The sequence below is a fragment of the Acinetobacter bereziniae genome, assembly GCF_016576965.1.
Classification (GTDB): domain Bacteria; phylum Pseudomonadota; class Gammaproteobacteria; order Pseudomonadales; family Moraxellaceae; genus Acinetobacter; species Acinetobacter bereziniae.
Genome location: NZ_CP066119.1, coordinates 42,617 through 56,394 on the forward strand (window position 1 = coordinate 42,617; position 13,778 = coordinate 56,394).

General features: G+C 39.2%; 12 protein-coding genes. 5 read left to right on the top strand and 7 right to left on the bottom strand.

Annotated features, from left to right (window positions below; genetic code table 11):
• Nucleotides 1-21 precede the first annotated feature (21 nt).
• From tssM to I9192_RS00200, 4 genes are read left to right on the top strand one after another with little or no spacing between them, the layout of a single operon-like run.
• Entirely contained in the window at nt 22-3,894 is a 3,873-nt protein-coding gene (gene tssM / locus I9192_RS00185) for a type VI secretion system membrane subunit TssM (RefSeq protein WP_171067121.1), read from the top strand.
• 34 nt (nt 3,895-3,928) lie between these two features.
• Entirely contained in the window at nt 3,929-4,888 is a 960-nt protein-coding gene (gene tagF, locus I9192_RS00190) for a type VI secretion system-associated protein TagF (protein WP_004832239.1), read from the top strand.
• Between the two features lie 4 nt (nt 4,889-4,892).
• The gene (locus I9192_RS00195; protein ID WP_009584266.1) at nt 4,893-5,657 is read left to right on the top strand and encodes an OmpA family protein; all 765 of its coding nucleotides are present in this window, start codon (nt 4,893-4,895) and stop codon (nt 5,655-5,657) included.
• A 39-nt stretch (nt 5,658-5,696) separates the two neighbouring features.
• A complete protein-coding gene (locus I9192_RS00200) occupies nt 5,697-5,963 on the top strand; it encodes a PAAR domain-containing protein (RefSeq protein WP_004832234.1) in 267 nt (88 codons plus the stop codon).
• A gap of 228 nt (nt 5,964-6,191) precedes the next feature.
• Here the strand turns inward: I9192_RS00200 and I9192_RS00205 are convergent, their stop codons facing one another.
• Nucleotides 6,192-6,734, bottom strand: a complete 543-nt coding sequence (locus I9192_RS00205; RefSeq protein WP_005034773.1) for an NADPH-dependent FMN reductase — start codon at nt 6,732-6,734, stop codon at nt 6,192-6,194.
• Between the two features lie 180 nt (nt 6,735-6,914).
• Between I9192_RS00205 and I9192_RS00210 the strand changes: the two genes are divergently transcribed.
• Entirely contained in the window at nt 6,915-7,481 is a 567-nt protein-coding gene (locus tag I9192_RS00210) for a phosphorylase family protein (protein WP_005034771.1), read from the top strand.
• Nucleotides 7,482-7,584: 103 nt separating this feature from the next.
• On the opposite strand, the gene I9192_RS00215 is transcribed toward I9192_RS00210, so the two are convergent.
• The 6 genes from I9192_RS00215 to I9192_RS00240 all read right to left on the bottom strand — a co-directional run bounded on the left by I9192_RS00215 (nt 7,585) and on the right by I9192_RS00240 (nt 13,507).
• Nucleotides 7,585-8,199, bottom strand: a complete 615-nt coding sequence (locus I9192_RS00215) for a TetR/AcrR family transcriptional regulator (protein ID WP_004832227.1) — start codon at nt 8,197-8,199, stop codon at nt 7,585-7,587.
• 499 nt (nt 8,200-8,698) lie between these two features.
• Nucleotides 8,699-9,496 carry an ATP-binding cassette domain-containing protein gene (locus tag I9192_RS00220; RefSeq protein WP_005034769.1) on the bottom strand — a complete coding sequence of 266 codons (798 nt, stop codon included), beginning with the start codon at nt 9,494-9,496 and terminating at the stop codon, nt 8,699-8,701.
• A gap of 9 nt (nt 9,497-9,505) precedes the next feature.
• Nucleotides 9,506-10,327 carry an aliphatic sulfonate ABC transporter permease SsuC gene (gene ssuC, locus I9192_RS00225; RefSeq protein ID WP_005034767.1) on the bottom strand — a complete coding sequence of 274 codons (822 nt, stop codon included), beginning with the start codon at nt 10,325-10,327 and terminating at the stop codon, nt 9,506-9,508.
• Nucleotides 10,324-11,493, bottom strand: coding sequence for an FMNH2-dependent alkanesulfonate monooxygenase (gene ssuD, locus I9192_RS00230; RefSeq protein ID WP_005034766.1), 1,170 nt, complete (start codon nt 11,491-11,493; stop codon nt 10,324-10,326). The genes ssuC and ssuD overlap by 4 nt, the downstream gene beginning before the upstream one ends.
• Nucleotides 11,494-11,521: 28 nt before the next feature.
• Entirely contained in the window at nt 11,522-12,454 is a 933-nt protein-coding gene (locus tag I9192_RS00235; RefSeq protein ID WP_227561129.1) for a sulfonate ABC transporter substrate-binding protein, read from the bottom strand.
• A gap of 93 nt (nt 12,455-12,547) precedes the next feature.
• Nucleotides 12,548-13,507: a sulfonate ABC transporter substrate-binding protein gene (locus tag I9192_RS00240; RefSeq protein WP_005034761.1), complete on the bottom strand. Its 960-nt coding sequence runs from the start codon at nt 13,505-13,507 to the stop codon at nt 12,548-12,550.
• Between the last annotated feature and the right edge of the window lie 271 nt (nt 13,508-13,778).

The window sequence follows — 13,778 nt, forward strand, 5'->3', positions numbered from 1 at the left end:
TAGAAAGAAATCGAGAAAATGATACAAACAATTTTAAGCTATGCATGGCAATACATCACAAATCCAAAGCTTGTGATTGCGCTTTCAATCCTTGTTGCGATAATTTCTTCGTACAGTGTGGTACCACGTCAGTATTTCTTTATGATGCTCGCTGCCTATATCCTTGGGTTGGTGATTTACGGAATTTACTGGTTGATTCAACGCCGTAAGCATGCTGAACAAGGTGAAGCTTTGGCTGAAGCCATTGAGCAAGACAACACAGCTGAATACGGAAAACAAAAAGACAAAGAAGAATTAAACCTGATCAACCAACAGATGAAAGAATCGATCCAATTGATTCGTAAATCTAAATTGGGTGACAAAAGCGGAAACGCTGCCCTTTATGAATTACCGTGGTATATGGTGATTGGTAACCCTGCCGCGGGGAAAAGTTCAGCAATTTATCATTCTGGTTTGAAATTCCCATTCGAAGAAACCCATCAAAAAGTGGTGTCTTCAGGGCTCAGTGGTACGCGAAACTGTGATTGGTTCTTCTCTACAGAAGGAGTGTTGCTCGATACCGCAGGGCGCTATTCTGTATATTCAGAAGATCATTCAGAATGGTTAGGTTTTTTAAATATTCTGAAAAAGAATCGCTCAAAAGCACCGATCAATGGATTGATTGTGATTGTAAGTGTGGCTGAATTGGTCAGTCAAAGCCCTGAAAAATCAATTAAATTAGCGAAAAGTTTAAGAGCGCGGATCCAAGACTTAACTGAACGCTTAGAGATCTTTGCGCCAGTGTATCTGGTTTTCTCTAAAATGGATTTGATCGCAGGCTTCACCGAGTTTTTTGAATGCTATGAGGCAGCAGAATTTGATCAAGTCTGGGGTGCGACTTTACCTTATGATCCAGAATCATCACAAAATGCAGCTGAACACTTCGAGAAACACTACAACATTTTATATGATGGCTTAAAAGGCGTAAGTACAACCCATTTAAGTCGCCGTCATGCACAAAATATTTCTCCAAGTGTGATGACTTTCCCGCTTGAATTTAAGACGTTAAAACCTGTATTAAAAACTTTTATCGGGACATTGTTTGAAGAAAATCCATACCAGTTTAAACCTGTATTCCGTGGTTTCTATTTCACCAGTGCTTTACAAGAGGGTGTGATTGAAAGTCCAATGACAGAACAAATCGTTGATGATTTTCAACTGGCTAAGATCCCCAACAGTGAACATGGTATTCCACAAAATTCAATCTCTCAGAATCATGGTTATTTCTTAAAGGGTTTATTCTCAGAAGTTATTCTGAAAGATAAGAATTTAGTTAAACAACATATTAATCCAAATACAAAACGTAAGCGCTACTTGGCATTTATCGCATCATTATTGGGTGTGTCGATTATTTTAGGCTTATGGGTTTGGTCTTATCGAAATAACCAGCAATTAATTGCAGATGTACAAGCAGATCTCAATAAAGTTGTTCAAATGGAACAAACCACAGGTCAAGAGCTTTCAACCCAAATTGATGCTTTACTGATTTTGCAACAACGGTTAGAGCAGCTAGATGACTTTGATCAGCATCGCCCTTTAAAATTCTCGTTTGGTTTATATCAAGGCAATGAGTTAAAAGAAAAATTAAAAGCGGAGTATTTAAAAGGGGTGAGACAGATTGTCTTAGCGCCGAGTCAGCAAAACATTGCGCAGTATTTGCAACGTGTTAAAGGCAATGAGCAAACACTCAAGCAAAATCATGTTAATGTGGAAATTAAACAAACCTCTTCTACACAGATTGCATCAGAGCCTTCAGACACAAATCCGCAAGATGCTTATAATGCATTGAAAGCTTATCTTATGATGAGTAATCCACAATATATGGACGCAAGTCATTTAAGTGATCAAGTTACCCGCTTCTGGCGTTCGTGGTTAGATGCCAACCGTGGACAAATGCCGCGTGGAGAAATGATTCAAAAAGCTGAAAAAATCTTGAGCTATTCAATGACATTAGCCAATGATAAAAAGTTCCCAGTTTTAGAGTCAGATGCTCAGCTCGTGGATCAAACTCGTCAAGTATTGCTCTCAGTGGTTCGAGGAATGCCAGCACGTGATCGTGTTTATAACGAAATCAAAATGCGTGCAGCCGTACGTTATCCTGCTGTCACTGTGGCACAAATTGTGGGTGAAACCAATCGTAACGTGATGTTGGGTGGTTATGCTTTACCAGGAATATTCACCCAGAAAGCTTGGGATGAATATGTTGACAAAGCCATTGAAGAAGCTGCAAACAAACCAACAGATACCAAAGATTGGGTATTGAATAGTACTCAGTCTGACGATTTAACATTTAGTGGCAGTCCAGATCAAATTCGTAAACAGCTGACGCAACTGTATAAACAAGAATATATTGCAGAATGGAAAAAGTTTATTAACGCTACCCATTATGCAAAAGGTCCTGATTTTGTTCAGCAAGCGAAGATCATGGATGTGTTGGGTGAACCACAAAACTCTCCAATCCGAACTTATATTGATCGTGTCGCGAAAGAAACCAGCTGGGATAACCCTGTGGTTCAAGCAGAGCTTGCCGCACCACAAACAGGTTTTGTTGCTTGGTTCAAACGTAAAGTACTCGGTCAGGGTAAATCGGATGAAATCCAACGCGCGTCTAACCAGACACAAGGACAAATTTCTCAACAGTTCCAAGTGTTCTATCAATTGGTACGTAAGCGTGATGATTTACAAGACAAATCCTTGCTCGACGACTATTTACAGAACATGGCTCAAGTGAGAAGTAAACTGAATGACCTTCGTAGCGCGGGTGATTTTGGTCCAAGTGCTTTGGCTTTAGCGAAACAAACAATCAATGATCAAAGTTCAGTCTTTAATGCGACCCAAAAAGTTGTCGATGAAAAACTCACAGTAGGCTTGGGCGAGCTAGATCAGCAAATGGTTCAAAAGCTTTTGGTTAGCCCACTGACGCAATCGTTCGATAGCTTATTGACCCCAGCACAAGATGAGATCAACAAACTTTGGACCTTACAAGCGTACCAACCATTTAGTCAAACACTTTCGCAAAAAGTTCCGTTTAATTCATCAGGAACAATTCAAGCGACCAGTAATGAAATTAGCCAAATTTTTGGTGACAACGGAAGTATTTCCAAGTTTGTTAAAGAGACGCTAGACCCATTCGTGATTCGTCGTGGTTATACCTTATCTTCAAAAACTTGGAAGAATATGGGTGTGGGGCTGAACCCAGAATTTGTGATGAATTTTGAGCAATATACTACACCGATCAATGGTGCATCAGCTGGTGCGGCAGGCGGTGGTGCCCCAGCAGCCAACCAATCAAACTTCCAGTTCTATCCAATTCCAAATAACAAATTGTTGTCTTATAGCATTGATATTGATGGACAGCGTTTAGTTTATGAAAATGGTATTCAACAATGGGTGAACTTTATGTGGCCAAATCCTGGAGCAATTCCGGGTGCGCGCATCACAGCAATTGATTTAGATGGTCAAACTCATACGATCTTTGAAGAACCAGGCGAGTATGGTATCAACAAATTAATTGACAGTGCACAACGTAAGCCACTCAATGGTAGTTTTGAAATGACATGGACCAGCAAACAAAACAGTGATTTGTTTGTGAAACTTCAGTTCCGTTTGATTAGTGGTAATGCTTCTAACCCAATTGGTTCAAATCGTGGTTATGTGGGCTTAAAACTGGTAGATCGAGTCACTAGCCCTAAAGCGGCATTGGTGGTTGCAGCACAGCAAGCACCTGCAACAGCATCTAATCCACAAGCTTCATCGCCATTTGGTGGCGCAGCATCATCGGCAGCAGCGCCTAAACCGCAGGCGCCTGCAGCAAATGCAGCACCGCAGCCTGCAACAAATGGGGGAGCTCAATGATCTTAGGGAACGATTTAGTGCGAGGGATGAAAGTATGCAAACATTAAAGTCTACACCATTGTATTATGGAAAATGCCCTGCGCGCGGTGACTTTTTAAAAACCAAAGGGCAATATGCATTGATCCAAGTGATTGATCAATGGATTACTGAAGCACTAGAAATGGCGATGCGGGAAGAAAATTTTAATGAAGCCTATCAATCTTTAGCACCATTAGATTTCTTTATTGCCAATCCGAAAGAAAAAATGTTTCTTGCCGCCAATATGGTGACCAGTGAAGACAGTTCAGGGCGCCAGTTTCCAATGGTTTTGAGCCAATTATTGGAAATTGAAAATCCTTTTCAAAACTTATTGTATGCGCCGTTTAAATATAAACCTGTACTGATTGATCTTTTTCAAAAGAATCGCATGTTTAGAACCATAACTGATCCTGAGTTATTGGTGAATAAACTCGGTTTGATTGATCGCGAGGTTCAGGTACTGTCTGAGCTAAAAACACAAGACTTCTTCGAACATCATACAATGCATTCATTTGCGCAAATGATGAAGATCACGCCTTATGAATTGGCGCAAAGTATGCTGGGCTTGGGTTTATTGCTGCAACCTGTACTGAAACATGGCACCAGTAAATTATCAAAAGTATTAATTTTACCCATCAATAACCAAAGTTATTGCTATGAAATTGCTGCATTTTGGGTCAATTTAATTGGACGTTTCTTGGAAAAAAACAATACAGAGATTTTGATCGGTATTTTGCACCAAGAGTCACCGATTTTATTGTTTGGATTCCAAGGTGCTGACATTACTGCATTAAGTAATATTTTTACTCAAAATATGCAAAATGATCATTGGGTGTCTTTGGTACAACCATTATGGATTGATGCTTATCTTGAACAGAATGCAGGTCTTGCAGCGCTTGAGCAATCGCTCTGCCAGCGTCAATTAAGTTTAACGCAAGGTATGAAAATTTTTCGGCAAACCTTTATAGATGAATAATGATATGAAGAATCAAAAAGTAAAAATATTGAAAAAATTTGCGATTATTTCGAGCTTATTTTATTCACTACAGGTATTTGCTGCACCGATCGTGGTTGAGGGTGTTGTACCCAATGATATGACCAAACAAGCGATTTTAGCCAAGTTAAAAGCGGTATATGGTAATGATCAGGTGGTTGATAAAATTCAAATTCGTCCTGTATCTGCGCCGAATGGCTGGAGCGATTCAGTGACCCGAGTCATCACACCGGATCTAAAAAAAATTAGCCAAGGTAAGCTTTCGGTACGAGGTACGCAAGTTGAACTGATGGGGAAAATGGGTGTTCAAACTGATATTCAACCTACCACCACATTATTTCAGTCATTGGTTCAACCGCCTTACCGACTCAATGCACAAATTACCGTGAATGCTGCGGAGCAATCGGTTATTGATAATGCATTAAAAAATCGAATTATTGAATTTGAATCTGGTAAAGCAGTTTTGACTCCAGCAGGTACACAAATCTTAGACGAGATGGTGGTTGCATTAAATAAGGTTCAGGGTAAGAATGTTAAGATTGTTGGGCATACTGATAGTCAGGGTGATCCACAAAAAAACCAAGCATTAAGCTTGCAACGTGCTGAAGCTGTAAAACAATATTTAACCACTAAAGGTATTGCACCAACTCGCCTAAGTACTGCAGGATTAGGTTCGACTAAACCTGTTGCTGACAATGCAACGGATGAGGGGCGTAGAAAGAACCGCCGTATTGAGTTTGATGTTTTATAAAATGCTTTCTGAATAACAAAACAATAAAAGGTAAAATTTATGGCACTTCCATATATTACATTAGGATCTCCAACCACAGGTGGTGGAAAAATCATTTCTGCCCAATCATCTTTTTTGATTGATGGAAAGGCAATTGCCTGTGTCGGAGACAAAGCAACATGCCCTAAGCATAAGTGTGTAGCTACGATTGTGGCAGGTGATAATCATATGTTGGTGATGGGCAAGGCTGCGGCACAACACAATTCACCTTTATCATGTGGTTGTAAATGTATTGGTGATCAATCATTAACAGTTGGGCAGAATTAACGATTCTTCAGGGATAAAAAAAGCCCCATCATCCTGACGGGGCTTTTTCGTATTGGTTCGTTAGGTAAACTCCTGTTCTACCTCACTTCCTGATGCTCAGACCGATTATTGTTGTTTTGTGTCTGGGAAACTTCCTGTTCCCTATGACTCTAGAATAGATAAATTCTTTAGATCGTCCAAGTCGTAAAATCAAACAATCATTGTAAGCTAAAGCGTACATTAATCACTTTAAACATTGGCATATTGAATCAATTTATTGACTACAGATTTTACAGCTTTCTGATCAAATTCATTACCTTTAAAAATTTCAGCTTTACCACGTTGACCAATATCACGAATTTCGATGACAGCATTGGAGTCGACCATACCAATAAAGGCACATACCTGTTTAATTTGATCAATAGAACGAGAGCCGTTGGTTCCACCATAACTCACAAACGCTGCAGGTTTGCTTTGCCATTCCTTATATACATAGTCAATTGCATTTTTCAGTACAGGGCTGTATCCATGATTATATTCTGGGGTAATGAAAATGAAGGCATCTCCCGAAGCGACTTTTTTTGCCCATTCCTGCTGCTTAGGTTGGTCATAAATACCAGATGCAGGTGAGTTTTTCCCTGCAAAGAAAGGCAAATCCCATTCTTTTAAATCTACGATTTCAACATTTAAAGTATTAAATTCAAGTTTGTTAATTTCTTTGTGTAGCCATTCTGCAACTTTGATTGCAACACGACCTTCTCGAATACTGCCCACAATGATTTGGATATTCATTTATTGTCATCTCTATTTATGTATTTCATCATTATTATGAACAATCAAAATGTAGAGTATCGTAGTGATTTGTATATGATTTTAAATTGAATGTGGTGGGCAGATTGTTTTAAAAAAGAATTAAATTGATCTAGGATAAAATTTCAATTTTAATAAGTAAAATTTTAATTTTGAACAGTGATGAAAGATAATTTAGCATTAATCATGGCTTTACCCAATGAATCTAAAGGTTTGTTTGAACAAGCAGGAATTCCCATTCACTATAGTGGAATTGGCAAAATCAATGCAGCATTCACAGCTTATGATGTCATTCAAAAAACAGGTTGCAAAACCATATTGAACCTCGGAAGTGCAGGAAGCTCAACTTTTAATGCCCATGAATTGATCGAAGTAAAAACCTTTGTACAGCGAGATATGGATGTTTCTCCACTCGGCTTTGAAGTGGGTGTGACGCCAATGGATCAGCATTTTCCTCAAGAAATTCATTTAGACTGTTATTTTCCTCATTTATCAAAAGGCATTTGTGGTACAGGGGATAGTTTTGAAACAGGGCAGCCAAAGGTCAATTGTAATTTAGTTGATATGGAAGGTTATGCATTGGCGAAAGTATGTAAAAAGCTCAACGTGCGATTAATTTCCGTGAAGTATATTACCGATGGTGCCAACGATACTGCGCATTTAGATTGGGAAGAAAATTTATTATTAGGCGCACAGAAATTATTAAAACTTTATCAGTCTTTAGATTAGAAAAACAACAAATTGAATATCTTTAGAATTTCAATTTAAGTTCAGGCGACCATAGGGAACTATGGTCGTTTGCCAAAATAACCAATATTGTTATATTGGATGATTAATTACGCGGTAAAACACCATATAAAGTCATGTGAATCGTATGTTCGATTGCACGTTGACACATACTTTTATTGCGTAAAGTTTTACCTGTAACCATTTCGATTTGAGTACTGAAATCAGCATAGTTTTGAGTCAATGCCCAAATATTGATAATCAGTAATTCAGCATCAATCTGATCTGAGATTTTACCTTGAGTTTGCCAATTCAAAATGACCTTCGCTTTGCGTTTAAATAACTTTTTAAGCGGACCTTTGAGGATGGATAAAATATGTGGCGCACCTTGAATTACTTCTAAGGCAAAAAGCTTAGAGGCTTTGGGCTGAGTTCTTGAGATTTCGATCTTTGTCATAATGTAATGTGACAAAGCCTCAGCTGGTTCCAATTCCGATTCAAGCGATTGTAATGGTGCTAACCATTTCTGCATCACGGTAGTCAGGACTTCAACGTATAAAGCTTCTTTATTTTCATAGTAATAGAAAATATTCGACTTATGCATATCTGCTAACTGCGCAATTTCGTCTAGGCTTGCACCGTTGAAACCATAGACAGAAAACACATCAAGTGCAGCACTAAGTAACTGCTGCCGTTTTTGAGCACTCTTTTTTTGTTCCATCGCATCTTTAAATCAAATAAATGATTATTAAATTGTACGGTAAAATGTTTGATTTGTGCACAGAAAGCAACATTATTTTGGTATATTTCTGATAAATAATTATGAAGTTTTATTATTAAATCAATCGTAATTCACTATTATCTAAAATTGCACTAAACTAGAGCAAAATTAATATAAAAATTATGTCAGTTATGGCTTATTATTTAAATTTTGTGACATTTTTTAGTATAAGGCTATTTTTTGAGTCACTTACAAAATAATGAACCATGAATGCTGTTATTTAATTTTAATTTAAGAAAGTCATTTTGATTTAAAAGCACTCGATTATATTTGAATGAAAAATCTCTACGGATGATTTTATTTATTTAATAATGAAGTTTTCGCCGATAAAAATGGATAAAACTTCGGTATATTGATAAAAATATAGGATTCAATCTGGAATAAGGGCACGAACTTTTATGCCCTTATATTTTATAGATAAATTTTCAGCACGCTATTTTTAAGTCGCAAGCACCGCAGCAAGCACTTGTTGTTCAAGCTCAGCAAAGGCAACTCCTTTTTGACGTGGGCGGGCTAAATCAACTTGAAACTGTTGTGCGATATGCCCTTTATCCAAAAGAATAATACGGTCTGCCAATTGCACAGCCTCACTGACATCATGGGTGACCAGAATAGTAGTAAATCCTTGTTCTAACCACAGTTTTTCGATCAGGCTTTGCATTTCTAGGCGTGTTAATGCATCCAAAGCTCCCAAAGGTTCATCAAGAAGCAATACTCGTGGTGTGTGCGACAAGGCACGTGCAAGTGCTGTTCGTTGACGTTGTCCACCTGAAAGTTGAGAAGGCCATAATCCAGACTTTTCTTTTAACCCGACTTTTTCTAATAATTGCTCAGCTTTGGGAAATTGATCTTTGGTGAGACCCAATTGCACATTTTTTAAAATGTTTTTCCAAGGTAAAAGACGCGGGTCTTGAAACATCACCCGGATATCATCTGCAATAATACCTTCACGGAAATTCAACAATGACTTAAATTTAATTTCACCGTAACTCGGTTGTTCTAAATCAGCAATTAAACGCAAGAGTGTACTTTTACCACAGCCACTGCGCCCTACGATCGCAACAAACTCTCCTGCTTCAATATGTAAGTCTAAATCTTCAAGAACTTTAACTTCACCATAGTACTTATGCAGGTGTTCAATCGAAATTTCTGCGCCAATTTTTGTCTGATCTTGTTCAATAATGTCTGGGTTTGGAAGAAGATCATTGGCATATTGGCTTATACTTAAATCGGTCATTTTAAGCTCCTATTTCTGATAACCTGCGTGCCAACGCAATAGATATTTTTCTAAGAATTGTGCGAATACATCGGCAAGCTTGCCGAGAAGGGCATACAGTAAAATACCGACAAGGACGATGTCTGTTTGTAGAAACTCACGGGCATTCATGGTCATATAACCAATTCCAGATTGAGCAGAAATAGTTTCTGCAACAATAAGTAAGACCCAAACTAAGCCCAATGAAAAGCGTAAACCAACCAAAATGGATGGCATTGCGCCTGGTAAAATAATTTCTTTATACAATTGCCAGTGATTTAAACCATAGCTTTTCCCCATCTCAATTAACTGAGGATCGACTGAGCGAATGCCATGATAGGTATTGATATAAATAGGGAAAAATACACCAACAGCCACTAGAAATAATTTTGCAGATTCATCAATACCGAACCATAAAATCACAAGCGGTATGAGTGCTAAAGCAGGAATATTTCGAATCATTTGCAAGGTCGTATCAAGTAGATTGGATGCAACTTTCGAAGAGCCATTGAGTAAGCCTAAAATCAGACCTAAGCCACCCCCAACCAATAGCCCGAGTAAGGCACGTCCTGCACTCACTTTGACATGTTGCCAAAGTTCACCGCTGACCAATAATGTCCAAAATGCCGATACAACAGCTGTAGGTGCTGGAAGAACACGACTTTCAAGTAAGCCAGTTTTCGAGGCGATTTGCCAAATGACAATGAGTAAAATTGGAACAATCCAAGGCAGCAAGCGCTGCCCAAATTGCTTTGTTCCACGTGAAACGATATGACTTTCCTTGTTAGGGTTCCGCTTGGCTATGGCATTCATGCGAGCTCCTTTAAGGGCTTTTTATTTTCCTCAGGTGTGTAGTTGTTGGCAACAATTTCCCCAAATGGTCCAGTTAAATTTGGTTGGGTGAGTTTTTTACGTGTTTCCAATGGAAGCAATGGGAATACCAACTCAGCAAAACGAATGGATTCTTCCAAATGCGGATAGCCAGAAAAGATAAATGTGTTGATACCCAAGTCTGCATATTCTTGGATACGGTCTGCAACTGTTTGTGGATCGCCCACCAATGCTGTACCTGCACCACCACGAACCAATCCAACACCTGCCCAAAGGTTTGGAGAAACTTCAAGTTTGCTACGATCACCATTGTGTAGTTCTGCCATGCGACGCTGACCGACAGAATCCATTTGTTTAAATTTCTTTTGAGCAGCTGCGATGGTTGCATCATCGACATACTGAATCAGTTCATTGGCTGCTTGCCATGCTTGTTCATTGGTTTCACGAACAATCACATGTAAACGGATACCATAACTTAACTGGCGTCCTTTGGCTTCAGCACGTGCTTTAACCACTGCAATTTTTTCTTTTACCGCAGCAGGTGGTTCACCCCAAGTTAAATAAGTATCGACTTGCTCAGCTGCCAATTCGATGGCGTCTTCAGAAGAGCCACCAAACCAAAGCGGTGGGTAAGGGGCTTGAATAGGAGGATAAAGCAGTTTGGCATCATCAACATTCAGGCGTTCACCATGAAATGTAAAAGATTCACCCGTATGTGAACGCTTTAAAATTTCACGCCAAATGGTGGTGTACTCCGCTGCTGTTTTATAGCGTGTAGCATGATCTTCATATAAACCATCACCTTTTAATTCTTGTTCATCACCACCTGTAACGAGGTTAAGTAGAACACGACCATTGGATAAACGGTCAAAAGTAGCCGCCATACGTGCTGCGAGGGCAGGTGTGGTTACACCTGGGCGCAAAGCAACCAAGAATTTTAAATTTTTAGTGGCATCAATTAAGCTTGCTGCCGTGATCCATGGATCTTCACATGAACGACCTGTTGGAATAAGTACACCTTCATAACCCAAATTATCGACTGCAACAGCAATTTGTTTCATATAGGCATGATCGACTTGTCGTGCGCCTTTGCTGGTTCCTAAATAACGACTGTCACCGTGAGTGGGAATAAACCAGAAGATTTTCATATCATGCATCCTTAAAAAAATTCAAATACTATTTCGCAGTCCAAACAGCTTGTTTAATCTCTATGCTATTTGGAATAATTTTGAGTTCGCTAAAGCGATTTGCGAGTTGTTGTTGGTCTGAAATCACTTTGGCTGAAAGTGGAGCAGCACCTGAGGGGCGAGGGCGTCGATCAATAAAAGTCTGACTGACTTGTGGTTTTAAGCCCGTGCTTTGACCAATTGATTGTGCGGTGGCAACACGGTTGGTCTGCACCCATTTATCTGCAACATTAATTTGTTGGATAATGCCTTTGACTGCTTGAGGATATTTTTTTAAAAATTCAGGTGACGCCAAGTAAAAAGTATAATTCGGACTTAAACCTTGCCCTGAAGCAAGTACACGGGCTTGATCTTCAATCTGCGCAGAAGCAAAGAATGGGTCCCAAATCGCCCAAGCATCGACGGCTCCTTTTTGGAAAGCGGCGCGTGCATCAGCAGGAGTGAGCCAAATGGGTTGAATATCCGACCATTGCAAGCCAGCTTTACGTACAGCTTGAACCAGTAAATAGTGAGCGCTCGAACCTTTTTGTAGTGCAATACGCTTACCTTTTAATTCGCCGAGTTTGGTTATTTTTGAGCTTTTCGGTACTAAAATTGCCGAAGCCAACGGTTTGGCCGCTTCATAGGCAATATAATACAAAGGCTTATTGGCTGCTTGTGCGTAGACTGGTGGCGTATCTCCTGTGACACCTACATCCAGTGAACCAACGGCAAGAGCTTCAAGAATCTGTGGTCCTGCTGGAAATTCACTCCAAGAAATCTTGGCATTGGGAAATTCCTTTTCATAGAGTTTCTGTTGTTTGGCAATTGCAAAGTTAATCGAACTTTTTTGAAAACCAATACGCAATTCTTTCACTGTTGGGTCGATTGCCCACACCGAAGTTGACCCAAGCATTGCACTACAGATCAACATTGTTGTCATTGCATGTGTAGGAGCATTGAACCATGATGATGTTTTGTGTTGTACAAAGTGTTGGGTCATTTTGATGTCCTCATTACATCGCATTGTGCGAAATTAGTGGGCTAATACAGCCGCTTGAATATTGATTTTGTTTGGAATAAGTTTTTGTTGATAAAAAGCATCAGCGACATCTTGTTGCTTTTTCACCACATCATTAGAAATCGGACTTACCCCAAAACCCATCCGTGAAATGGATGTATTGAGTACATCAAGCGGTAAGCCTGTTGGTTTTTCTAAAAGTTTTGCTGCATCAGTTTGATGTTGAGATACCCATTGTGTGGTGGTGTTCAATTCATTCACCACGACCTTTAAAACATCGGGGTGTTGTTCTGCAAATTTACGATCAGCCAAATAAAATTGATGGTTATTCACCACATTTTGACCAGTAGCAATCACTTTTGCATTGAGCTGTTTTTCAGCAGCAGCAAAGAACGGATCCCAAATAACCCACGCATCGACTGCACCTTTTTCAAAAGCAGCACGTGCATCGGCAGGCGGTAAGTAGACCACTTGGATATCATCCAATTTTAAGTGATTTGCCTCCAATACTTTGAGTAAAAGGTAATGTACGTTAGAGCCTTTGTTCAGGACCACACGTTTACCTTTGAGGTCTTGTACCGATTGAATAGGTGAATCTTTAGGGACAATCAGTGCCTCAGCCAAAGGTGCAGCAGGCTGATTGGCAACGTAGACCAGATTGGAATTTGCCGCTTGAGCAAAAATAGGAGGTGCTTCACCTGATTCGCCAAAAGATACGCTCCCCACATTTAAACCTTCTAGCAATTGTGGACCAGCAGGAAACTCAACCCATTTGACATTGACCCCTTTTTCTTTAAGTGCTTTATCTAGGTCACCACGAGCTTTGATAATCGGCAATACACCATATTTTTGAAAACCAATATTTAAAGTCGTGCTTTCTTGTGGTTTAGAACATCCAGTCAGCATCATGATGGTGGCAAGGCTTGCACTTAGAAAGGAGATTTTTTTCCATGAAGGTTGAAATAAGTGCGCCATGAGTCACGATGCCTGTGTAATGTAAAAAGAATGAGCATCAGCTTAAAAGGCTTTGTATTTTCAAAAAAATAAGTTTTTGATGATTGCTAATGAAAAAAAAAGATAAATGATTAAATGCTAAAGTTATCGTTAAATTAGAAATATAAAATTAATATTCTATAAAAATAGAAAGTTATAAGAATATGAAAAGTATAAATTTATTGTTTTTATTTAGATTAGGAATATAGATTCCATGATCATGCATAAGCAAAACATCTCAGTCATGGAATCT

Coding starts and splice junctions, on each gene's coding strand:
- tagF (WP_004832239.1), top strand. CDS start 3,929: ATGCAAACATTAAAGTCTACACCATTGTATTATGGAAAATGCCCTGCG.
- I9192_RS00195 (WP_009584266.1), top strand. CDS start 4,893: ATGAAGAATCAAAAAGTAAAAATATTGAAAAAATTTGCGATTATTTCG.
- I9192_RS00200 (WP_004832234.1), top strand. CDS start 5,697: ATGGCACTTCCATATATTACATTAGGATCTCCAACCACAGGTGGTGGA.
- I9192_RS00205 (WP_005034773.1), bottom strand. CDS start 6,734: ATGAATATCCAAATCATTGTGGGCAGTATTCGAGAAGGTCGTGTTGCA.
- I9192_RS00210 (WP_005034771.1), top strand. CDS start 6,915: ATGAAAGATAATTTAGCATTAATCATGGCTTTACCCAATGAATCTAAA.
- I9192_RS00215 (WP_004832227.1), bottom strand. CDS start 8,199: ATGGAACAAAAAAAGAGTGCTCAAAAACGGCAGCAGTTACTTAGTGCT.
- I9192_RS00220 (WP_005034769.1), bottom strand. CDS start 9,496: ATGACCGATTTAAGTATAAGCCAATATGCCAATGATCTTCTTCCAAAC.
- ssuC (WP_005034767.1), bottom strand. CDS start 10,327: ATGAATGCCATAGCCAAGCGGAACCCTAACAAGGAAAGTCATATCGTT.
- ssuD (WP_005034766.1), bottom strand. CDS start 11,493: ATGAAAATCTTCTGGTTTATTCCCACTCACGGTGACAGTCGTTATTTA.
- I9192_RS00235 (WP_227561129.1), bottom strand. CDS start 12,454: ATGACAACAATGTTGATCTGTAGTGCAATGCTTGGGTCAACTTCGGTG.
- I9192_RS00240 (WP_005034761.1), bottom strand. CDS start 13,507: ATGGCGCACTTATTTCAACCTTCATGGAAAAAAATCTCCTTTCTAAGT.